A 22209-nucleotide genomic window follows, 5' to 3' on the forward strand; every position below is an offset into this window, starting at 1 on the left:
GTCTGATTTGTGAGCAAAAGAAGACATTAGCTCAAGGACAATCAATGTTCTTAAAAAAGATGGCTAGCTTTCAGGAATTACCCGATATCTCGGGCCTCTAGAATGCCACCATCGACTTCTATGATTTTTAGTCCGAGACGTGATGCCATACGCTCTAAACTTTCAAAGCAGAGGCTTTTAGCGTGTGCGGATGGATTGTTGTACGATAGCAAAAGCAGGTCGAAAGCTTTTCGCGAGCCAATCTTCTCCAGCATCTGATAGGCGGGGAAAGCGCCATTGTGGGAACAAGTGTCGATAACTCTCTCAAGAAACTCAAGCGGCATCGTTCTATTGTTCATACTCAATTGCCTGAGAGAGTCGCCTATACTTCCAGCGGCCTCATGCTCTTGAAAATCATATTCAGCATTTTTTAAGACGCGTTCAGTTTGTTCAGGAATTCGATCAAGTGCCGCTGAAAACCCCATTCTAGCGAGGTGTTGATCGAAATGGAGTTGTTCAAGTTCAGAAAAATTTGTGACTTGTGACCAGGTTTCGAGCAATTCCTCAAACAAGTTCAATCCTGGGTGCGGCGGACAATAGTTTATCAGTCCTGAGAAGTAGGCATCCATCTCAAAGATCGAAGTCAAACCGCCACTCAAAGCCTGAGCAATCTTCAGTCGTTCGCCGACTGAATACTCGCGCGCTCCCATCATTTCCAGGGCTCGCTCTGCCAGTGCGTACGATCGATGATGCCCAAATAATGAAAGCGTTGCAGAGACGACATCGACAGGTAGCGTAGGAATTCGATTGATTAAGGATTCCATGCGTGTGTGATCGCCGTGACGCGCGCACATGACCTCAGCCATAGAACGTACCGTGTCGGGAATATCATCATCGGACGCAACCTGTTCAAAGAGTCGATGATCCATGTAGCGAGAAAAATCTCTGAACAGTTCTTCGGCGTCATCGATACTCTTGGCAACTAGCAGAATGCGCGTTCGGATTTGCTCAAATGCGTCACTTCGTGCGCACAGATACTCCAATGCAGACGCCTTGGGCTCGAACCCTTCTGTTGCCAACGCTGATTCCACAAGGGGAAGCGCCACGTCGTGCGTTTGATCGGGTACTTTGCGAAGGCAGGCCAGCCGCGTTGCCAATGGCAGGGTCGTTCGATTCACGGCCTCAACGATTTTCGAATTCGGAACGCCGTCTGTGTTTAGATGGCCGATCAAACACGCGCACATCGTATCCACATCATCCGCATCGGCTTGTCCGTTCTCCCCTCGCGTAGCACGATTGATAATGAGGTCAAACGCGGTCTCTGAGATGCGATTCACCGGCGCTTGCAATTCACTCAGACGTAGCATGTGTCCGTCCGAGTTATCGAGAAGCTTTTCCAGCGTATCGGCAGTGAACACTGCATCATTGATCGACGCGACGATCTTTCCCGAACCAGCATAGAGCATCCGTGGTCGATAAAGCAGTTCTTCCACTTCCGGGACCAAAGGATCAAAGAATGCATCAGCTATCTGACTGCCAATTTTATTGCGAAAGTCCCAATCGCTTCGTCTCCAAACCCGTGCAAGACGCACCGCAATACCGGCGCGAGTTTCGACAGTGACCTTCATTCCGTTGCCGATACAGCGTGCTAGCAATCGCAACTTTGTTGAAAACGCATCATCTCGCTCGGCTAAAAGCGTGTCTGCGATAGACTCAGGATTTGGATGTCGCTCCAATGCAAACTGAATAGTTTGGGCCCATGGTCGTTTCACGATCCGATGGAGACGTTCCTCAATTTCATCCAATCGGTTCTCAACAAGAAAGCAGCTTGCCAGATATTCCTGAACGATTGGGAACGGGAATTCGTATCGAATTGTTGAGGCTTGCCGGAGCAACCCGCATTTTACCAACCCCTCGAATGCAACCTCAGTTGGGAGCGGAAAGCTGACTTGTTTCGCTAAAAGTCTCAGCTCGCGACTCTCAACGCCAATTTCGTCGCGCTCCAGTGCTTCGAACGCGATCCGTTCAGAGAAATCACGAAGATCATCACCGTCTAACTTGTAACCGTCAGTGATTTTGAATTTTTCTGGCTTCAATAAGATATGAAGATAGGCTTCGAGAATATCAGCGCGCGAGTCAGGCAAACCCGACAAATCTTCGGCGGTAGTGACCAATAATGCGAGAAACAGGGGAATGCGGATCATGCGCGACAGATCTGGACGATGCTCCAATCTCTCAATGATCTCATCTGCCATATGAGGTTTATCAGTCCGATAAAACTTCACGACACGTTCTATGCCCGATCGATCCAGTGGCTGAACTTCGATCTGCGTCGTTTCTAAGGGGAGAGCGACTGCGCTCGCATCGCGAACTATTAGCATCCAGGGAACTTCCCGATGGCGGGCGTCAAACGTTTTGATCCGTTCCAAGACACTTACTCGTGCATCGGCGCTGACTTCATCTAATCCGTCAAGAATGAGAACGACCAGACCGGCGTCACAAGCGCGGCTCCAGTTGATTTCAACCTCAAAACTGCGATTTACGCTTTTCGCAAGATACTCGCCGATCGTGAATTCCGTTCGTGCAAAATCTGCGATGGCTATTACGACAGGAAGCAGCCCTGAAGCCGCATTCTTGGCCGCCAGTGCTTTTGCCAGGACTGATTTGCCAAGGCCCGCTCCCCCGACAAGAGTTACACGATTCAAGGATGCGTCCGGAAAGTTGGAGATATCAACGACATCGATCGTTGGCTCATAGCGCAAATGGGATGGCGTTTCGTCGTCGAAGTCTGGACGCTCTGTCAACGAAAACGCCGAGCAGACAGGCCAAGGGAAAGCCTCATCAATCGACCTAGAAAAATTCGTGCCTGGTATAGTGACGTAGGCAGCTCTCTTAATCGCAGCGCGGTATACGCTCGCACCCCAGTCTGTGGGTTCATCGAGTACAATTCCGTGCTCTCGAAATAGAATCTCAGCTATCTTGGGGCGGGTATAGCTCTCGCGAGAGTGAGCCCGCTTGGACACTTCTAGACAGAGAAGGTCAAAAATATGCGCAACACCCATGGAACTCTTTGGCATCCATTGAGGCGCATAATCGCGATCAATTGAAGGGAACGGGATCAATCGAACATCCATTCGGCGGAAGAGCTCTCTGGCATCGCTGCCAAGTGTCAGGTTGACAACATCTTGAAAAACGCGGTTCTGAGCGTCGTTAAGTCGTTCCTCGAATTCGGCATCCGTCTCAGCACTATCGGCTCGTTCAGCGCATCCTCTCAAGTCTCTCCCGAGTGCATTATTCTCACCTATTATCAGCACAAGCTTATCTTGATCTGTGAAGTCGGTTTGCTGAATCTGTTTATCGAAATCAGACCAGAGCTTCTTCCAGGCTTTCGAGCCTCGTTTCAGCGTCAGCTTGGCTTGAACAAATTCTCTACTCCCATCGGCCATGCCAACTACAATGTCGTCCACGGGTTCGGGAGCCTCGACGCGCACTTTCAATACTTGGTCCGCAAGACGTCGAGATGTTAGGTCGAGCATACGACCCAAGTAGAGAGCTGCAATGGAGTTCTGGAACATTATTCCCGCTTGGGCGGCAGTTCCTCCGGACTCAGTCATCCAAACTCCTTGTCACACCGCGCTATAGTGTAAAGGTCTAGAAGGTCTTTACTCCCTATATTTCGACGAACCTTCAAATTTTATCCGCTATCGGGGTCGTCACTTGATTTCCCATTTGGCTTAATACTCTCACCATAATCTAATCTACGCTGGGCGATGTCTTGATCTGCGCGCCTTGTCTCAGACGCTGCTTGAGCTTCAAACTGTCTGATCTGTCTTTTTGCAAAACAAGAAACTCTTTGATTGCTGTCTCCTAGCCATTCGCTGAGCGCATCTGCCTTTTCTTGATATCTCTGCGCAGGTCCATACTCGCCGGACATCATTCCAGTCTCGAAGTAAACTGATGCAATTTGCTGCTCGATTTCATCTGTCGCCGCTGGACTTGTAAGGACGGCCCTAAGGACAGGCAATAGTTCAGGGGCACCTTCAAAGCCCTCAATATGTTCTGACACGAAGCTGAGTGAAACAACGTCGGCGTCTTGAATGAACTCAAGGAGAGTCGGGGAAAGTTCACTTAAGTGTCCGTTATAAACTCGACTCAAAAAGTGCTTCAAACTCCATTGAGACGGCTCCAATGTCTCATCGGATGAGAATTCCAGAAGTTGATCCAAAACAAGTCGTGGAAAGGGCCGCAGCAACTCCGCAAGCTCGTAAAACTGGAAGGGTATGTCAGTGTAATCAGAGTCAGACGACTGGATGCCGTAGCGAAGTCTCTCGCCTATCCATCTCATGATCTCGCCGGGCGCCTCCTTGGCGATTGGTACCAATATATACTCAAGGCGGTGATCGAAGGTTGGGACGTGAGTGAGCGCGTCTAGCAGACTTTTTCTATCATCCTCGTTTAAGCTCGAGAAAAGAGAATCTCCGCTTGCTGAGAACCAAGTCCGATTCACCCAATCGGAACTGTTCGCTTTTGAAACGATATCGAGGCACGGCATAAAGACCCGGTCTCTAAAAAACCCTTCGTCCTCGGGGAATCGGCGACAAGAGAGCTCGAGCATAGTTGTACATAAATCGACATCCGCTGTTTCAACGGCACGTTCTGTAAGCTCATGGACCAAAGTCAAATCGATATCTTTGATAAACATCTGAGATACCGCAACATGGATTAAATGGTCCCCATCGCTGATCCATTGCCTCAGAATGTTTTTGCACTCTTCTCGATAGTCCGCCGTCCATATTGCCTGAACCAACGGGCGTATCGTCCAATCAGGCATTCCAGCTCGCTCACGCAGCAAATCCAATGCTAGGTCCGGCTGACGATCGGCAAGCTCACCTACAAATCGTTCAAACGGCGGGAAGTCTGCGCCATCATAAAAATCGGTAGATGCGGAATGCAAAATCCGCGGCTTCCACACGGACCATGTCTCAAGTGAAATCTGTTCTAAGAATTCGTCCTGATCTTTCGTTCGAAGGGCGCTGACTGTTTCGTGGTGCTGATTTGGATCGTCCCACATTCCTTCCAGAATAGATCCATATCCAAACAGGGTCTTGTGAAAGCGATAGTCCACATCGACAGAAATCGTTTCACGGAACGCTCTAATTTCTGTTTGGAGCTTGGCGTGAGAAGCGCAAACACCTGTTTCGCTAGCGAGATACTCTGGAAGCACATGATAGCGTCGCCAAACATTATGTACCTTGCTTTCTAAAGCGCGCCGCTGCTCGAACGGCAATCCATCAATCAACGGAATAACTTGCCTTACGATCATGGCGCTTTCGTCCAGGATCATCTGCATTAGAGCCGTATCGTCTTTGCCGTGACTAGGCGGTTGCGTCGCGTTGAACAAAGCCGACAAGATCGAGGCTAATTGAGCAGGCCCCGTGCGATTGGTGAGCGCTTTGAATAAAAAGGAAATCGCGTCGCGACGAGCAGAGGCAAGTGTATCGCTGAAAATGACTGAACCTGAGTGCCAAGTCACACTATCTGAGCTGCTCGTGGTCCCGGATATGTCAGACTTCAGTATCTCTGCTGCCACCGCAATATTGATAGGAGTATGATCCTCGGTCCCACATTCTGACGACAATTGTTGGGACAACTCTGATTGTGCCCAAGGGCCTGCTCTCTGCCAGACTTGCATGGTATGCGATGCCATATTCTCAGCAAGCTCGACAAGTTGAGATTTCGACCCTTCGTTTTGAGTGCGCGTATAGAGATCTTGGACAGTCGCAAAAAGTCCAGCCAACCTGACATACCGATATCTCCGGAAGATACCACAAATAAGGCCAGTGACATCATGGCTGTCGTGTCCGGGATAATCACCATAGGTTGTGACATGGGGTTTCGTAGCCGTAGCATCGGCTTTCAACCAAACATCACGAAGGTCGTCCAACAAAGTTGAAAACTCTGTCTCTATGTTATCGAAATAAGGAAGTACGTCGTCCTTCAGCCGCTTTAGCGCATCATATCGATCATTATTGTCATTTGCATCCGCCGCAGCTTGGACTGCACCATTGTCGAAGAGAGCTTTCCCTTCAAGCAGTCGATCCATATCTGTTCTGATCTTTTGAAAGATATGACCTGCAGGAACGAGATAGTCGCGCATCGCCTCCTGTAAGCGTCGTTCTATGGCTCCCATTTCGCGGGTACCGAACCCTTTTCCGAAGGGACGTTTGTAAACGGTATCGTGTGCCATCTCTGCCCAGGCATGGGTCAGAGTCGTTTGAACCTGTACTTCGCACGCCAAGCCAGCGAGGTGCGAATACTCCAATAAGTTGGTTCTATCTTCTTTGAGCCGAACCACGTAATTCGTTGATTGAAACAATTTTTCGGCCTGGACTTCGCCCGGCTTCGGATGATGAACGCGCATACGCTCCCAATCGACCTCGAATAGTTCTCGAAGTAGTCCGGAGCGAGTAAGGCGCTCAACATCACCGTTCGTGTAGAAAACAATTCGGCATCCCGCCAAATCTTTCCGATGGCGTTCGATAGTTTCAGTGTGTGTTTGATCAATTTCTTCCAAACGCTTCAGCAGAGACTCTGGCGACTTGGCGCGGAATTGGATCTGTTGAAGTCTATAACCGCCCTCAGCGTTTAGGGCCTGCTCAAGGAGCATTTTCACGGTACGAGCAAGCTCTAGATACGCTCCCCCGCCGTGGTTCTTATAGTCTTCGAAGTTCATCTTGAGGGTCTGCCTGCAATACACTCTTGCATCAGAATTTAGGCAGACTTCCAGGAGAATAAAGGCAGAACATTCAGAAACTTAGCTTTGCGATATTTCAGTCCCTGTTTTCTTTGCTCAACTCACGAGGCTCGCAGCGTTAATGGCAACTGAAAACATGGCCATTATAACTCGTTTTGACCTTTTCCCATTCTTCACTGTTCGCTATCTTAGCCATAGATCTAGTAATTGAACGCTCGGCTTATGTCCGCTTATGGGAATAAACGGCCCTAGTGAAAATCCCTCGAATAAAACAACTTTTTCGCCTGCTCACGCGGATGCCGCGCGCCTGATGCAATTCTGGCCCGATGCGCGGCTTGGAGTTCAGCTGTAATCGACTGGTTCAACCGCTCGCGCTTTTCACTCTTCGGCCCTGTGCGTTGATCGGGCACTGGGCGTTTGGCTTCGTCGGCATTGTCGCGGGATGGATCAATGCGCTCACCTGCAATCTCAGGACGCCCTAGACCGTCGAGCAGGAACGAATAGTCCTCAATGCGCTGCGCAATTACATGCGTGACCGGCCCTTCCCGTTGCAACCGACCCGTCACATAGAGCAGCCGTCCCGCCATGACCTCTTTACGATAGCGCTGAAATACTTTCGGCCAAACCACGATATTGGAAACGGCGGTATCGTCCTCCAAGGTTAGAAAAATAACGCCACTCGCTGTGCCTGGCCTTTGCCGCGTGATGACGAGACCCGATACCGACAAGCGAACTCCATCTGGCGTGTGGCGATGGTCCTCAGCAGATGCAAAGTTTGGCAGCTTGTCCCGCAAGAGCGTCACCGGATGTTCGCGCAATGTCAGCCGTGTCGAGACGTAGTCTTCAAATACAGTTTCTGATGGACTGAGCGCGGGCAAAAGCGCGTTGATCTCTGGCAGGCCTTCACCCTCGCTCTCAAACAGGGGTAGCGGTTTATCACCGCCCAGTCCCTTGACCTGCCAAAGCGCTTCGCGGCGTTCTAGTCCGTGGCTCGCAAATGCATCTGCACCCGCAAGTTTCGTCAGTGCTGTCCTGCCGATTCCGGCTCGCCGCCAAACCGCCTCTATTGAGCGATAGCCATTCCCGCGTGCCGAGGCGATCCAATGGCCGTCTGTCTCGGATAGGCCCTTAATCTGCCGGAACCCCAAGCGCACAGCCAGCGATCCGTCATGGTGATATTCCAGCACATTATCCCAAAAGCTGTTCTCAATGCAGATGGGCAACACCGTGACGCCATGTTGCTTTGCATCGCGCACAATTTGAGCCGGGGCATAAAATCCCATTGGCTGAGCGTTTAGCAGGCCGCAGCAAAAAACCTCTGGATGGTGGCACTTGATCCAACTGGACGCATAAACAAGCAGTGCGAAGCTGGCCGCGTGGCTTTCCGGAAAGCCATAGCTGGAAAAGCCCTCAAGCTGTTTGAAACAATTCTCGGCAAATTCGCGCGCATAGCCATTATCAAGACAGCCTTTGATAAAACGCTCTTTGAAGTCCTCGACTGCACCTTGCCTGCGAAAGCCGTTCAAAGCCCGGCGCAGAGCATCAGCTTCGGTGGCTGTGAAGCCTGCGGCCACAATCGCGATTTGCATGGCCTGTTCTTGGAAGAGTGGAACGCCATAGGTGCGCTCCAACACTTCCCGCAAAGCTTCAGAGGGATATGTAATTTCCTCCTCGCCGCGTCGCCTGCGCAAATAAGGATGCACCATATTGCCTTGGATCGGGCCGGGGCGAATGATGGCAACTTCGGCGACCAGATCACGGTACGTGCGCGGCCTCATACGCGGCAAGAAGTTCATCTGTGCGCGGGATTCCACCTGAAAGACGCCAACCGTATCAGCCTCGCACAGCATGTCATAGGTCAAGCTATCTTCCTGCGGGAGCGTCGCCAGTGTGTAATGCTCGCCTTTCCAAGTGGAGAGAAGGTCAAAGCACTTGCGAAGGCATGTGAGCATTCCAAGCGCCAGCACATCAATCTTCAACATGCCTAGCGCTTCTATATCGTCCTTGTCCCATTCGATAACGGTGCGATCAACCATAGAGGCATTCTCAATCGGGCAAAGCTCGTCGAGCCTGCCCTTGGTAATCACAAAGCCACCGACATGCTGGGAAAGGTGACGGGGGAACCCGATAATCTGCTGCGCAAGTTCTAGGGTTTGCGCCAAGCGCCTGTCTTTGACATCCAGTCCCGCTGCCTTGGCACGTTCCTCGCCGGGACCATTGTCTGAGACGCCCCAGACTTGGCTAGAAAGCGCTGACACGACATCCACCGACAAACCCATCGCCTTGCCGACTTCACGGATGGCGCGGCGGGATCGGTAATGTACCACGGTCGAGCATAACCCTGCACGGTGGCGGCCATATTTCTGGTAGATATGCTGGATGACTTCTTCGCGCCGTTCATGCTCGAAGTCGACATCTATATCAGGTGGTTCGTTTCGGGCCTCTGAAATGAACCGCTCGAACACCATTGTAATCATGTCCGGCGAAGCTTCGGTGATGCCTAGCGCATAGCAAACAGAAGAATTTGCCGCCGATCCCCGCCCCTGACAGAGAATGCCTTTGGAGCGGGCAAAGCACACCACATCATAGACGGTCAGGAAGTAGCGAGCATAATTTAGCTCGCGTATCAGTTTGAGTTCCTTCTCAATCAAAGACCGCACTTTCAAAGGCACAGCGTCCGGATAGCGCCGTTTCAGACCTTCCTCGGTAAGCGTCCGCAATCGGTCGTCTGGCTGCACGCCGTCTGTAATTTCGTCGGGGTATTCATAGCGCAGCTCATCAAGCGAGAAGGTACATGCTTCGGCAATCCGTGACGTATTCGAAATCGCTTCTGGATAGGCCGCAAAAAGCCGGCGCATTTCAAACTCTGATTTCAGGCGGCGCTCTGCATTGGGAAGTGCGCGCCGCCCAAGCTGATCAATTGTCACCTTTTCCCGAATGCAGGAGAGAATATCGGCTAAGCGTAAGCGGCTGCCTGCGTGCATGATGACATTGCCCAAACCGACAAGCGGGACACCTGCTTGTTCTGCAAGGTCCGCGCGTTCTGCAAATCGGGCCTGATCCTGCCCGTCATATTCCGGGATTAGCCCTAGAAACACGTCTTCACCAAACGCTGTCTTCAAGCGCCCAAGACATTGCACAATCGTTGGGCTTGAGAGGACAATCAGGACACTGCCAGAGGCGTATTCCAGCACATCGTCGAGAGTTAGATCGCATTCCCCTTTAACCGTCCGGCGTTTGCCCAAGGTCAGAAGGCGGCAAAGCTGGCCGAAGGCTGTGCGGGTTTTTGGATAGGCGAGAATTTCCATCCCATCACGTAAAACCAGCCGCGTCCCAACCACATAGCGCAGGCCCAATTCCTTCGCGGCTGTATGGCCTCTGACGATCCCTGCAAACGTATTCTTATCGGTAATCGACAGACCGCTCAGTCCAAGCTGTTTGGCGCGCGTCACCAATTCTTCGGCATGGGAGGCCCCTGTTAGGAAGGTGAAATTACTGATGGTGAAAAGCTCCGCATAGCTCATGCGAACTCTCCGGCGACATACCAATCTTGGCTTTCACTTCCGGGATAGGTGAGCAGCCATAAGCGCCGCCCTTGCTGCGTCTGTACCTTCCAATAATCGCGGGTTCTAAGGTCGCTATCGGTATGCCAACGGGGGGTTAGGCGCTCTGGTCCTGATGCGGTTCTGCTTTCGAAAGCCATACGTCGCCACTTGAATTTCAGTGGCGGGCGTCCGGGAGTTTCCACGTGGACATATTCAGGCGGTTTGAACAACCGAATTGGTCGTTCGCGCGGCGATTTCACCCAGCTTTGTCTGGGTGCATTCACTGCCTCAACCTGTTCGTATTCGCATTCTGGCAGATGGCTATCTCTCGGCGCGAATATTCGCACATGGTCAAAGCCAATGCGGTTTCCCAAAGTCTCTATGAGCTGAAATCGATGATCTTCGCGTTTGGCCTGTTCGCCCATCTCCACTTGGCGCAGCCGGATGGGTTCAACATGGATCGCTGATAAGCGAAACCAGTCCGCGCCATATTCGATTTCCAGCTTTGACAGTGGATGGCTAAACTGGCGCAAAATGGGATCTGGCTCAAAGCAAGGCCGCGCAAACCCGATACTCATATGATGATCGCCCGTATCGACGCAGCGCACGGTTAGGTGGAACTGCCGCGCGCCTTTCTGGTCGTCTTCCAATCTTTGGCAAACGCGGCCTGCCAAGCGGACAAGCACTTCTTCTAAATCAGACTGAAACCCTATCGGTTCCGGGAGTGTCATCCGCGCCGCATAGACGGGGTCAGCAGCTTTCGGCGTGATTGGATCGGGCGTCTGTCCGGTTGCTGTACCAAGCGCCTTGGTCAGCTCTAACCCAAACCGCCGTGCAAGTTCGCCTGATGGTTGGCCGTAAAGCTGGCCAATCGTCGTCAGACCTGTGCGCGCCAAGTCTGTAACGAGGGATTGCTGCAATCCGAGAGCGGCGATTGGAAGAGCAGCAAGCGCGTCTGACGTCTTGCCGACCCCGGCGATCTCAATCTCGCTGCTTCCAAATCGTGCGAGCGCCTTCGCTGCACCTTTGGTGTCGGCGACACCAATACGAGAGACAACCGTAAGGTCAGACAGTCGTTGACGAGCGGTTTCGGCCATCGCCCGCTCGCCGTCAAACAAATGCGCGCATCCGGCAATATCGAGCAACAAACCATCTGGCGCGTCCAAGCTGATACGGGGCGACAAAACATCTGCCCAACGCCAGAGCGCTCTTAGAAGAATATTCTCCCGAACCGGATCGGCAGGCTCACTTAAAAGATCGGGGCAGATCGCCCGCGCATCCGCAAGCGGTAGCCCAATTGCAACGCCAGCTTTCAAGGCTTGCGAGTTGGTATGTGTCACGCGCCAAGCATTCTTTTGCTCAGCAATAATCGCAAAGGGGCCACTGCTTAAACGCGGGTCGCCATTCCTGCGGAGACGATCAAGCGGAAGCTCTGGCAGCCATATGGACATTGTCCTTGGCATTTTGCACCTCCGTTTCTCGGATATGCCAGTGTCCCGCTTCGCCGCTTTTGCCTTTCTGGCAGTCAAAGCGCCAAGCGGCCTCATCGCCCGCGAGAGGCTCACACTGCCAGCGGGTTTGCGCCGCTGATGTATTGGACGGGCCGCGCAGCAAAAGCAGGCCTATCCCACCGCCTTGTTCCGCGGCGAGTTGCAAGCGGCGGCTTTCTTTGAGGCTCAACGCATCAGGCAGGTCAGCTATCACGGTAAACCCGCCTTCGGCCCGTAGTGCGGCATCTGTTGCCCAGAGAAGTTCGCCGCGTGAAACGGCTTCAACGATAATGATGCGCTCAACATTGAGGAAGCGATCTAGCCCGCTGGCACAGAGCGGGAGAATGTCCCGGCGCATTCCGATCCAGATGATTTCGCTATTTGTCTTAGCGGCACTGAGCAAGGCCATCACATCACCGCTCGCGCCCGTCAGTTCATGGACACGGCCTTTGCGTAGGCGAAGATCTTCAATCGGCTCAATGACTGGAAAGCCGTTCGCAATCTCGCCTGCTGAGGCAAGGTTATGTAGCACTGAATTATCCATGTGTTCTATTTTTGTTCTTTTTGACGTTTCGAGTCAAATAGAATCTGTCAGCGGTCGTCATATGAGTTTACGTGGCTTATGAATGCCAATGAGCTGGGAAAATTCACCTGACTATGGGAGTGGGCACGGACCAAAGCCATCATGGCGGTTTTGGGCTATAGTTAGTTTTCCGTTTTGGTTTCCAGTGGTCATTATTCTCGTGAACAAGCTGTTGACCGGGCGCTGGCCGTATTAGTCTTGATCGACTTCCTGAATGAGGTCTTCACCTTGATTGCGGACATTGCCTACGGCAGGGCCAACCTTCCAGAAATAGAGCTGATCGGCATTTGCAGCTTCGATAATTTCGTGCCGCTTGTCAGGTGATGATCTGATCCAGTCTGTGGCTTCACTTTGAGAAGGAATGACCGGCATCCTGTGATGTAGCACTGCCATCTCATCCGACGCCGCTTTAGTCAGGATTGTGAAGCTGTCCATTGGTTCACCCTCCACATAGGCGCGATCCCAAAGCCCCGCGACACAAAACCAGCGGCGGTTTCGCATAGCAATGGCATAAGCTTGTTTAGAGCCTTTCTTGCCCGTCCATTCATAATAGCCGCTCATCGGCAAAAGGCAGGCACGGTCTTTGAAAGCAGCACGGAAAGTTGGCTTTTCGGCCACGTCTTCGCTCTTCGCGTTGAAGGTCGACAATTTCTTTTCTGATAGCGGCTTCTTCCACCATCGAGGCACTAAATCCCAGCGGGCGAAGGCGAGTTCTAACTCGTCACTATCGTCCCGTAGCCTGATGATCGGCGCAAGCTGTGTCGGCGCAACATTATAGGCGGGATTAATCTCTGGGATTTCTTCGGGGCGAAACAGACTGAGCTGAGCGTGATACTCTTCCCAACTTACGCCGTGTCTAAAATGTCGTCCGCACATTTGCATTGTTTAGCAAGCGAAAGTCTAAGTGTCAGCCAAGAGGCTTATGAAGGAGGACTTATATCTGGTTTAGCGCAAGGTCCGAGCGAACGCCAAAACGATTGCTTAGTTCAGCCTGTTGCGTGCTTAGACGGTTTAGGTCTCGAATATGGTTTGTGTGCCATCTGTCCGCGATTCCTATTTTGGAAGCGTTTCAGATGTCTGTTCAGTCTGGCTGATTTCGCGCGCCTGTTTTCAAGTTCGGCCTCTAGCCGCTCAAGAATTGGCCAGTAGGCCTCCCCGTACAACTCGATAACGCGAGCGACCGTCGCCATCGCTCGTTCAATATCGTCATCAGAATAGTGGTTTGAGGGGTTCGTGATCATCGCGACGCTAACTAGGCTTAGTTGAGCTTCGCCCGGTTCCAGACCATGACGCCGGTTCCCTCGGCTTCGTTCTCGAAGAAGGCGGCGCGCATTGGACTGGCGAAGCTCGGATCATCGAGTTTTACGGAGAGGTAGGGCGTTTCGCCATCCTTGCTTTCTTCGTGCCATGCCGCGCCGAGTTCAGCCCCGCCTGCATAGAGACGAAAGTCAGGTGCGCCGTCGCTGGCTTTGTCCTTGTTGGGAACAAGCCGGGCTTTGACGTTGATGGTCATGGTGCGGATGGTGCCGGTATAGCCGCCATCCTTTGCGGTGAAGGTTCCAATCTGTGCCATGGGTCTAGTCTCCTTTGCTGGCGTGAAGGGCGCGGCGCGCCCGTTTGAATCCGGCGTCCCCGCCGAGAAAGCTTTCGAGCATGGCCGGGATCAGCGCTTCGGGCTTTTCCTCGTGGCCGTAGGTCTGACGGTAGATTTCTGCATAGTCGTTGAGTGCGCTTGCCAGCTCGGGATCAACCGAGAGGCTCATGCGCACGGGTGTGCGGTCGGGTAATTGTCCTAGACGAAGGGTCATCGTGTAGCTCCTTGGGAATGGGGTCTGAGAATGAGATCGCGGGTTACGACCACGCGCACCGGCCAGCCAGGTCGAACTTTGATCGTAGGCTGGATGTTCAGGTTGCGGTCGACGACGCGCTGGCCAGCTTCATTCAGTGTATCGGTAGTTCCGCGCCGGATGGCGCGTTCGATATCGCCATCGCTATCTGCGCCGAGTTCCGCGCCGATGCCGAGAATGGTGGCGAGGCCTGCAGCAATGAACACGCGGTCCCAGTGATGGTCCGTTCTATCCGTGAGACCGGCAAAGCCTTGCGCGTCTGCGCCCGGTGCGGAAATCACAATAGACGCACCATCAGGGAAAATGATCCGCTCCCATGTCACAAGTGCGCGGTCCTGGCCGAATGAGACTTCAGACTGATAGCGTCCGATCAGGCGCGCGCCTTGCGGGATGAGGAGGTATCGTCCGGTGACGGTGTCATAGACCGGCTGGGTCACCTGCGCGACGATGGTTCCGGGCAGGTCCGAGTTGATGCCGGTGACAAGGCTGGCTGCAATCAGTGTACCTGCCATAACCTGATAGGGAGATGCCGGGTCTTCAATCCGGTGCGGATTGTAGATGTCGCTGCGCGGGGCCTCACTCGCAAAGGCGAGTTTGCGTGATTGTAGGTTACTGTCAGGTGTTTGCCCGAACGCAGATGGCGCGCCTTGTGGCAGGGCAGCCAATGCAAGCAGTTCGGAGCCGAGATCGAGCGCCGGATCGCGATACGCTGTGGGAGCGTCTAAAGCGCTTTGGTTACTTGTTCGCGATTGCAGCTGGAAGAAGACCGGCGCTTTTGCAGCTTCTTCTGCCATGGCTGCCTCGCGTAGTCTTGCAGCGCGGGCGGCTTCATCGACGGGGTTCGGGCGGAAATCGTCTTCAAACCGCGTGACATATTCTGGTTCGATCCCATAGCTGCGTTCGGTTTCAAGCATGGTTGCGCCAAGATCGCCTGCCATAGGCGGGCCAAGGCGCGCAACGCGCTCCGACACCGGTCTGATCTCGCTATAACCGGCCGGCAATGCCGAGAGTGCTTCGGGCTTTCTGGTATTGCTCGTATTATAGAGCTCGCGTCGGTCGGCAGGATCAGCGGCCTTCGGAGGTTTGAGGGCGATACTCATCGCGGCAAACAGGCCGAGCACGCCAAGCCCTGCGCCAACCATCAGGACTTTGCGGTTGATCCTTGTGACGGGCTTCGGGGTCTCGCGGATTTTGAGCCGCTCGGCATGTTCATCAAACGGAATAGGCTGTGACATGGATCTAGCCCCCGAAGATGGCGGCAAGGCCTGAACGCCGCTGACCTTTGGAGATGCGCACGACGGTCTGATTTTTCTCTCCAATCCGGAGCTCGGCAGCGCGGAAGAGACGATCGACCACGTAGTAGTTGCCACGTATCCGATAGTTGACGAGTTCGGCGTCGCCATCTTCGCCGAGGACGAACAGCGGCGGCATGTCGGTTGTCGCAATGTCTTCGGGCATCTGGATAAAGACCTGACGACCGTCATCGAACACGCGGACGGGTTTCCAGTCCGGGCTGTCGCCAGTCATGCGGTAGTCGAAATCGAGACCTTCCAGCGTGAGCCCGCGTTCAATCGAGTTGGCTTCACGGGTAACCGCGCGGGTGTTGCGACTGGTCAGTTCCGCAAGTTCGTCCCTAGGGTAGCGCCAGGACAGCGCGGCCATGTAGCCGCCATCCGTGCTTTCCAGTTCCAGATGATAGGTCCGCCGATCGGTGGCGATCATGAGATTTGTGCGGATGCCGGAGGAGATGGGTTTGACCAGAACATGGGCGCGGGCGGTATTTCCTGAGCCGGACAGCGTATCGCCGACGACCCAGCGGACCGTATCGCCTGCAGAGACCGAGACGAGTTCTTCCCCCGGCTGCAGGGCAATGTCGCTAACCTGTCCCGGGCTGGCATAAAGCCGGTACAGCGCGCCTTCGGTATAGGGATACACCTGAATGGCGTTCACATAGCCATCAACAGAGGGTTCGATCAGAGCACTGGTGCGGCCTTGCCGGATGGTCTCGGATGGCGATTGGCCGGGCGTGCTGACGGTGCGCCGTGTATAGGTTCGTGTAATGCTGCCATCCGGGTTTGTGGTGACACGTGCACCAATCGGCATCATCTGGCCGGGCAATGGCAGCGGGACTGCGGTCTCGACAATCTCGACAGGGCGCTCTGTGTCTTCGGTGATCGCGATGGCTGCCTGAAACGCGGTTTCATCTATCGGCGGCAGGCTGGTGTCTGTTGTGGCGCAAGCCGTGGTCAGCGCGAGCGCGGATGCGGTGAGAAGGATACGGATCATTGGGAGTCTCCTGTGACAAGGTCCTGACCCCAGTTGAGGGCGTGGACATAAAGGCCGAGCGGATTGGCACGCAGGGTCGCTGCGTCCGTCGGCGGCTGGGTGATGATGGTGAAATTGCCAGTGAACCTTTGGGCCCGGACCAGCGCGCCATTCTCATAGGTTTTCTCGAGCCAGCGGGCCTGGAAGCTGTCATCAGAGACGCGCACAACGCTGACCACATCCACGGTGCGGGATTTGCGACCGACATCGGCGAAGGGATCATTGGCCGAGGCGTATTCGTTGAGCGTCGTTGCGGCGCGATCGGTGACAAAGTCATAGGCTCGCAGCCAGTTCTCGCGCACCACGACAGGATCGATGCTGAGGCCTCTCACATGCTCGATAAAGTTTGCTAGGTGATGCGCGATCTGCGCATCATTGGCTGTGTAGCGTTCGGTAGCCGGCGCAACGGCGCGGGCGGCACCTGTCTCGTCAACTTCGACCACATAGGGCGTGACGGTGGATTGCATGCTCCGCCAGACCAGTGCGCCCGAGGTCGCAAAGCAAAGCCCGAGACAGCCAATGGCCATCAACCGCCAGTTTTTCGCCTGCACGCGGGCAGAGCCGATTCTATCGTCCCAGATTTGACCTGCCCTCTGATAAGGCGTTTCAGGAAACGGGCTCTGCCCATAGCTTGCAGAAGATCGTTTGAAGATCATGGCTAGTCATCCTTGTCAGTGAGGTGTGGGGCAGCGCCGGACGAGCCGCGATCGCCATCGCGCAAGCTATGGGCGGCCATCTGTCCGGCCTGGCTGATATTTTGACGGGCCTGCATCCGGCGTGCCCAGCTTGGGCTCTGGTTGGGGGGCTCATTCGGGTTTGGCGTGTCGCCGGAACTCGAACCGCCTGTGGCTTGCCATGCCCCTTGGCTGCCCTGGCTGTAAGCGGCTTTAAGAGACTGCATCGGCTTGCCAGCGGTTCGGGCGATGGCATCACCGCCTGCGCGCGCAACACCTGCTATGCCTGCAGCAATGCCGCTTGGGCCGCTTTTGCCGGAAGCGACTGATCCGAGCGTGTAAGAGGTCCGCGCGGCGCCTGCCATTGAGGCACCTGCTTTGACGGCGCTCGACGCGCCGCTTGCAGCTGCGCCAATTGTGGCCCGTCCGCCAGCTCCGGCCATATAGGTCCCGGCGGCGGCCCCGGCGGCTGCACCCGCCGCTGAGCCTGCGCCAAGTTGCGGCGCGCCGGTGATCAGCCCGCTTGCAATGCCCGGCGCGAAGATGCCCATCCAGAAGAAGACGATGGCGGCAAGCACTGTGCCCATGACTTGCGCGAGCGTGACATCATCGCCAGTGCGGAACGCCTCGGTCACAGATCCGAAAAGCGTCGAACCAATGCCGATAATGACGGCAAGCACCATGAGCTTGATGCCTGATGTGATGACATTGCCGAGGACGCGCTCGGCGAGGAAGGAAGTTTTGTTCCAAAGCGCAAAAGGTACGAGCACGAACCCGGCCAGCGTGGTCAGCTTGAACTCCAAGATCGTGATGAAGAGCTGCACGGCCAGCACGAAGAAGGCCACCATAATTATGGCCCAGGCCACGAACATGACCGCGATCATGATGAAGTTATGAAAGAAAGAGATCGGCCCCAGCATGTCACTGATCTCTTCAAGCAGGGGCTGGGCGGCCTCAAAGCCAACGCTTGCGATATAGCCCGGACGTAAGAGGTCCGCTGCTGTCATCGTACTGCCACCGGCTTTTATGCCGAGTTCGGCAAAACTGTCGAACACGATCCCGGCGAGCAGCGCGAAATTGCCGATGATGAAGGCAAAGAAGCCGACATAGAGGACTTTCTTCAAGAGGCTTGCGATCACGTCATTGTTCTGGCTGAGCGCCCAGAACAGGCCCGCAAGCGTAATGTCGATGGCGATCAGCGTGGTCGTGAGATAGGCGACGTCGCCCGCCAGCAAGCCGAACCCGCTATCAATGTACCGGATAAAGGTATCCAGGAAGGTGTCGATCACGTCCATTAGTCGCTAGCCCCCAGGAAGCTGCGCGTGCGGGCGCGGCCACGTTCGGCCTCGGCGAGCTCTCTCGCACGTTCCAGAGCCTCGGCGCGGTAGTGAGAGGCCATCATGCTTTCGATCTGCATGAGCTGCTGGGTTTGCAGGGCTTCAATCTGGTTGCCTGCCTGCACCGCCTGAAGATTACCGACGGCGGACTGGCTCGACCCGATCAGGCGGTCCAGCGCTTCGCTATCAGCGCGCGCGCTTGAAACGACCGCTGCCGTGACCTGCAGGCTTTCACGATAGGCCGTGCGGGACTGTTTCCAGCGCGTGCGAGCCTGTTCGACAAGCACTTCATTTTCCGGCGGGTTTTCGCCATAGGATTCTGGATAGATCTCTTCATAGTCGCGCTCGATCTCTTCGACTTTATAGCCGATGCCTTCCGCTTCCCGCATCAAGTCCTCGATGCGCTGCATGCGGCGAAGAATGTCGTCTGCGATAGAGTCGGGCAGCGTTTCGAGATCGCGGGCCATGTTTTCCAGCATGGCGATCTCGTTGGTCAGTTGCCGGATCTGCTGGTTCACCTGTTGGAGCGAGCGGATCGCCTGGTAGATGTTCTGGATGTGATTGGCAGGATCATAGACTGCGACCTGCGCCATAGCGGGAGGTGGCAGGATGGCGCTGACAGGAAGGGCGCAGAGCGCGACCAATGTGAAAAGGCGTTTCATGGGGTCTGCTCCTATTCTGCAGCGATGGTGAAAGCGGGCGGGATATCTGGCGCGGTCTTGCTGGCTCCGCCGGGCCAGCGGGCAAGCAGTTCTGCGGCCCAGCGTAGGCCCTTGGCGTGCAGGAAGGTCTCGGCAAAATCTTGCGGCTCTGCTTCAGCGAGTGTTTTATTTATTCGCTCCTGATCGACTGGGCCGGACGCACCGCAAATCGCGAGCGCTATAGGACCTAGGCCCAGATCGAAGACGCGCGCCCCGAGTGGCGACTGGTAATAATAGTCGCGCTTTGGCGTGGCCCGGCTGATCAATTCGATCTGGCGGGCATTGAGTCCGAACCGCTGATAGGTCTCTTTGGACTGGGGTTCCTGTGCGCGCTCGTTCGGCAGGAAGATGCGGGTTGGGCAGGATTCGACGAGTGCAGGCGCGATGGAAGAGTTCGCGATGTCGGCCAGGCTCTGGGTCGCGAACACGACGGACACGTTCGTCTTGCGCAGGGTCTTCAGCCATTCGCGAATACGTGCCGCGAACATCGGCTCATCAAGGAAGAGCCAGGCTTCATCGAGGATGAGGAGCGTTGGGCGACCGTCGAAGCGCGCTTCAAGCCGGTGAAAGAGATAGGTGATGACCGGGGCGACAGCCCCTTTGGCGTGCATCAGCTCTTCCATCTCGAAGCAGACGGAGCCGGCAAGGTTTAGGCTCTCCTGATCGGCATCGAGAAGCCGCCCATGTGGGCCTTCCAGTGTGAACGGGTGCAGCGCGGATTTGAGGGTCTCGTCCTGCAGCATCAGGCTGAGGCCTGTCAGCGTGCGTTCGGCTTCTGGGGCGCTTGCGAGAGACTGTATGGCTTCCCAGAGCCGCGCTTTAAGGTCCGGCGTCATCTGGGTGCCTTCATTGGTGCAAAGCCCGGCGATCCAGTCGGCGGCAAAGCTTGCGCCTGTCTCTGTGTCGATGTCTTTCAGCGGTTGGAGGCTTGGCGCATTGCTGCCGCCAAGATCAATATGCGCACCGCCCATGCAAAGCGTCGCCGCGCGGGCGGACCGCCCCTTGTCGAAGAGGAAGACCTGAGCGCCCTCGTAGCGCTTCCATTGTAGGGCGAGCAGAGAGAGGAGCACGGACTTGCCTGCACCCGTCGGGCCGACAACGAGCGTATGGCCGACATCTCCGATGTGGAGGTTCAGGCGGAAGGGTGTTGTCCCATCTGTCTGCGCCTGAACAAGCGCGGGAGCATTGAGATGGCGGTTTGTTTCCTCGCCTGCCCAGACCGCCGAGAGCGGCACCATGTGGGCAAGGTTCAGCGTGTGCAGAATGGGCTGGCGGACATTGGCATACGGATGGCCGGGCAATGAACCCAGCCAGGCATCGACGGCGTTCAGGGTTTCCTTGATTGCCGTGAAGCCGCGGCCATTGATGATGCGTTCGGCGATGCGGATGTGCTCTTCTACGGTGCGCCGGTCCGGGTCCGCGACGGTGATGGTCGTGGTCACGTAACCGTAGGAAACAAGGTCGCTCCCAAGTTCTTGCAGTGCCGCATCGGCATCGGCCGCTTTGTTGTCTGCGTCATTGTCGACGAGGGCTGCCTGTTCATTGAACATCGTTTCGCGCAGGACCGCGCCGATCGACTTGCGCTTGGCGAACCAGTGACGGCGTTTTTTGCCGAGGACTTTTTCGGCTTCGGCCTTGTCCATCGCAATGAAGCGCGTCGCCCAGCGATAGGCGAAGCCCTGACGGTTAAGCTCATCCAGAATGCCGGGCAGCGTTGAGGCTGGAAAACCGAGAATGGTCAGCGTGCGTAGATGCGCTTCTCCAATCATGGGTTCGAGACCGCCTGCAAAAGGCTCATCTGCGAGCACGGCGTCGAGGAAGACAGGGAGCTCGGGCGTCACGACCGGATGCCGCTTGGTCGAGATCGTCGAATGCAGATAGGTTAGCGTCTCATCGTCGGAGAGCTTTGCGATCTCTGCGAGGCAAGTGGACAAAAGATCGAAGACCCTGTTGGCATGTTGCTGGAACGTTTCCAGCCGATGACGCCAGGTCGCGGCGTCTTCGGTCTCGGCGCGTTGGATCAGGGCCTTCTCGGCGCGGCCCGTGGCATCGGCGGGTGGTAGCCAAAGCAGGGTCAGATAGTAGGCACTTTCAAAGCGGGTGCCGGACTCTTCGGACTGTAATCCGCGTTCCTGATCGATCAGCCAGGTCAAGGCATCGGGGAACTCACTTTCAGGATAATCATGCACCTCATGGCGCTGCGCTTCGAAGAAAAGTGCCCAACCAGATCCGAAGCGGCGCAGGACATTATTGACCCGGGCCATGACGGAGACGAGTTCCTCTTCGGTGGAGCTTTCAAGGTCCGGCCCGCGATAACGAAACGTGGTCTGGAACGAGCCGTCCTTGTTCAGGACAACACCCGGTGCGACGAGACAGGCCCAGGGGAGATAGTCCGCCAGAAGCTTTGGCGTATCTGCGTATTCCTTCAGGTTCAGCATGTCAGATGCTCCTTGTGGCGGGTCGAACGGCTGGCAACCGCCATGAAATCTGGGTCGCTCCGCGCCATGAACACGGCTGCCGAATGCCCAAGGACCCAGAGCATGAGCCCCGGTATCCAGAGCTGGAGGCCAAGGCCAACGGCTGCCGCGAGTGTCCCGATAGCGATGGCGGCCGTGCGCGGCGCACCTGCCATCAGGATCGGCTCGGTCAGTGACCGGTGGAGCGGGATTTCATAGCCGTCGGCCATTAGATCAGCGCTCCGCCGCCGAATGAGAAAAAGGTCAGGAAGAAGCTTGTGGCCGCGAAGGCAATCGAGAGGCCGAACACGATCTGGATCAGCTTGCGCATACCGCCCGAGGTTTCGCCGAAAGCCAGGGTGAGGCCGGTCAGGGTAATGATGATCACGGCTACGATGCGAGCAACAGGGCCTTCTATCGAGGTCAGGATTTGATCCAGTGGACCTTCCCAGGGCATCCCTGAGCCTGCAGCATGGGCGGGACCTGCAAGCATAAGGCCGATGCCGATTGCGGCTGCG

General features: G+C 55.3%; 16 protein-coding genes. All 16 read right to left on the minus strand.

The features are described from left to right. Window positions 1-77: 77 nt before the first annotated feature. Window positions 78-3593 carry an NACHT domain-containing protein gene (locus RYZ27_RS11295; protein ID WP_406679615.1) on the minus strand — a complete coding sequence of 1172 codons (3516 nt, stop codon included), beginning with the start codon at window positions 3591-3593 and terminating at the stop codon, window positions 78-80. A gap of 80 nt (window positions 3594-3673) precedes the next feature. Next, window positions 3674-6712, minus strand: a complete 3039-nt coding sequence (locus tag RYZ27_RS11300; protein ID WP_406679616.1) for a hypothetical protein — start codon at window positions 6710-6712, stop codon at window positions 3674-3676. 269 nt (window positions 6713-6981) lie between these two features. Next, window positions 6982-10257 carry an error-prone DNA polymerase gene (locus tag RYZ27_RS11305; protein ID WP_406679617.1) on the minus strand — a complete coding sequence of 1092 codons (3276 nt, stop codon included), beginning with the start codon at window positions 10255-10257 and terminating at the stop codon, window positions 6982-6984. Then, window positions 10254-11741, minus strand: coding sequence for a Y-family DNA polymerase (locus RYZ27_RS11310; protein ID WP_406679618.1), 1488 nt, complete (start codon window positions 11739-11741; stop codon window positions 10254-10256). Before RYZ27_RS11310 ends, RYZ27_RS11305 begins: the two co-directional genes overlap by 4 nt. Further along, window positions 11698-12312 carry a hypothetical protein gene (locus tag RYZ27_RS11315; RefSeq protein WP_406679619.1) on the minus strand — a complete coding sequence of 205 codons (615 nt, stop codon included), beginning with the start codon at window positions 12310-12312 and terminating at the stop codon, window positions 11698-11700. Before RYZ27_RS11315 ends, RYZ27_RS11310 begins: the two co-directional genes overlap by 44 nt. 231 nt (window positions 12313-12543) lie before the next feature. Continuing rightward, window positions 12544-13227 (minus strand): SOS response-associated peptidase, encoded by a 684-nt coding sequence (locus RYZ27_RS11320; protein WP_406679620.1) that lies wholly within the window; start codon window positions 13225-13227, stop codon window positions 12544-12546. Window positions 13228-13609: 382 nt separating this feature from the next. Next, window positions 13610-13924, minus strand: a complete 315-nt coding sequence (locus RYZ27_RS11325; protein ID WP_406679621.1) for a DUF736 domain-containing protein — start codon at window positions 13922-13924, stop codon at window positions 13610-13612. 4 nt (window positions 13925-13928) lie between these two features. After that, window positions 13929-14159: a DUF2274 domain-containing protein gene (locus tag RYZ27_RS11330; RefSeq protein ID WP_406679622.1), complete on the minus strand. Its 231-nt coding sequence runs from the start codon at window positions 14157-14159 to the stop codon at window positions 13929-13931. After that, window positions 14156-15433, minus strand: coding sequence for a TrbI/VirB10 family protein (locus tag RYZ27_RS11335; protein ID WP_406679623.1), 1278 nt, complete (start codon window positions 15431-15433; stop codon window positions 14156-14158). The genes RYZ27_RS11330 and RYZ27_RS11335 overlap by 4 nt, the downstream gene beginning before the upstream one ends. A 4-nt stretch (window positions 15434-15437) precedes the next feature. Further along, window positions 15438-16484, minus strand: a complete 1047-nt coding sequence (trbG, locus tag RYZ27_RS11340) for a P-type conjugative transfer protein TrbG (protein WP_406679624.1) — start codon at window positions 16482-16484, stop codon at window positions 15438-15440. Continuing rightward, window positions 16481-17179, minus strand: a complete 699-nt coding sequence (gene trbF / locus RYZ27_RS11345) for a conjugal transfer protein TrbF (protein WP_406679625.1) — start codon at window positions 17177-17179, stop codon at window positions 16481-16483. The genes trbG and trbF overlap by 4 nt, the downstream gene beginning before the upstream one ends. A gap of 2 nt (window positions 17180-17181) precedes the next feature. After that, entirely contained in the window at window positions 17182-18492 is a 1311-nt protein-coding gene (trbL, locus tag RYZ27_RS11350) for a P-type conjugative transfer protein TrbL (RefSeq protein WP_406679626.1), read from the minus strand. After that, window positions 18492-19196 (minus strand): P-type conjugative transfer protein TrbJ, encoded by a 705-nt coding sequence (gene trbJ, locus RYZ27_RS11355; RefSeq protein WP_406679627.1) that lies wholly within the window; start codon window positions 19194-19196, stop codon window positions 18492-18494. The genes trbL and trbJ overlap by 1 nt, the downstream gene beginning before the upstream one ends. 11 nt (window positions 19197-19207) lie before the next feature. Next, complete coding sequence (gene trbE / locus RYZ27_RS11360; protein WP_406679628.1) at window positions 19208-21673, minus strand: conjugal transfer protein TrbE; 2466 nt, start codon at window positions 21671-21673, stop codon at window positions 19208-19210. Beyond that, window positions 21667-21921: a VirB3 family type IV secretion system protein gene (locus RYZ27_RS11365; protein ID WP_406679629.1), complete on the minus strand. Its 255-nt coding sequence runs from the start codon at window positions 21919-21921 to the stop codon at window positions 21667-21669. The genes trbE and RYZ27_RS11365 overlap by 7 nt, the downstream gene beginning before the upstream one ends. Then, window positions 21921-22184, minus strand: a complete 264-nt coding sequence (locus RYZ27_RS11370) for a TrbC/VirB2 family protein (protein WP_406681782.1) — start codon at window positions 22182-22184, stop codon at window positions 21921-21923. Before RYZ27_RS11370 ends, RYZ27_RS11365 begins: the two co-directional genes overlap by 1 nt. Between the last annotated feature and the right edge of the window lie 25 nt (window positions 22185-22209).

Origin of the sequence: Hyphomonas sp. FCG-A18 (assembly GCF_045287255.1) — a bacterium.
In the GTDB taxonomy this organism is placed as follows: Bacteria; Pseudomonadota; Alphaproteobacteria; order Caulobacterales; family Hyphomonadaceae; genus Henriciella.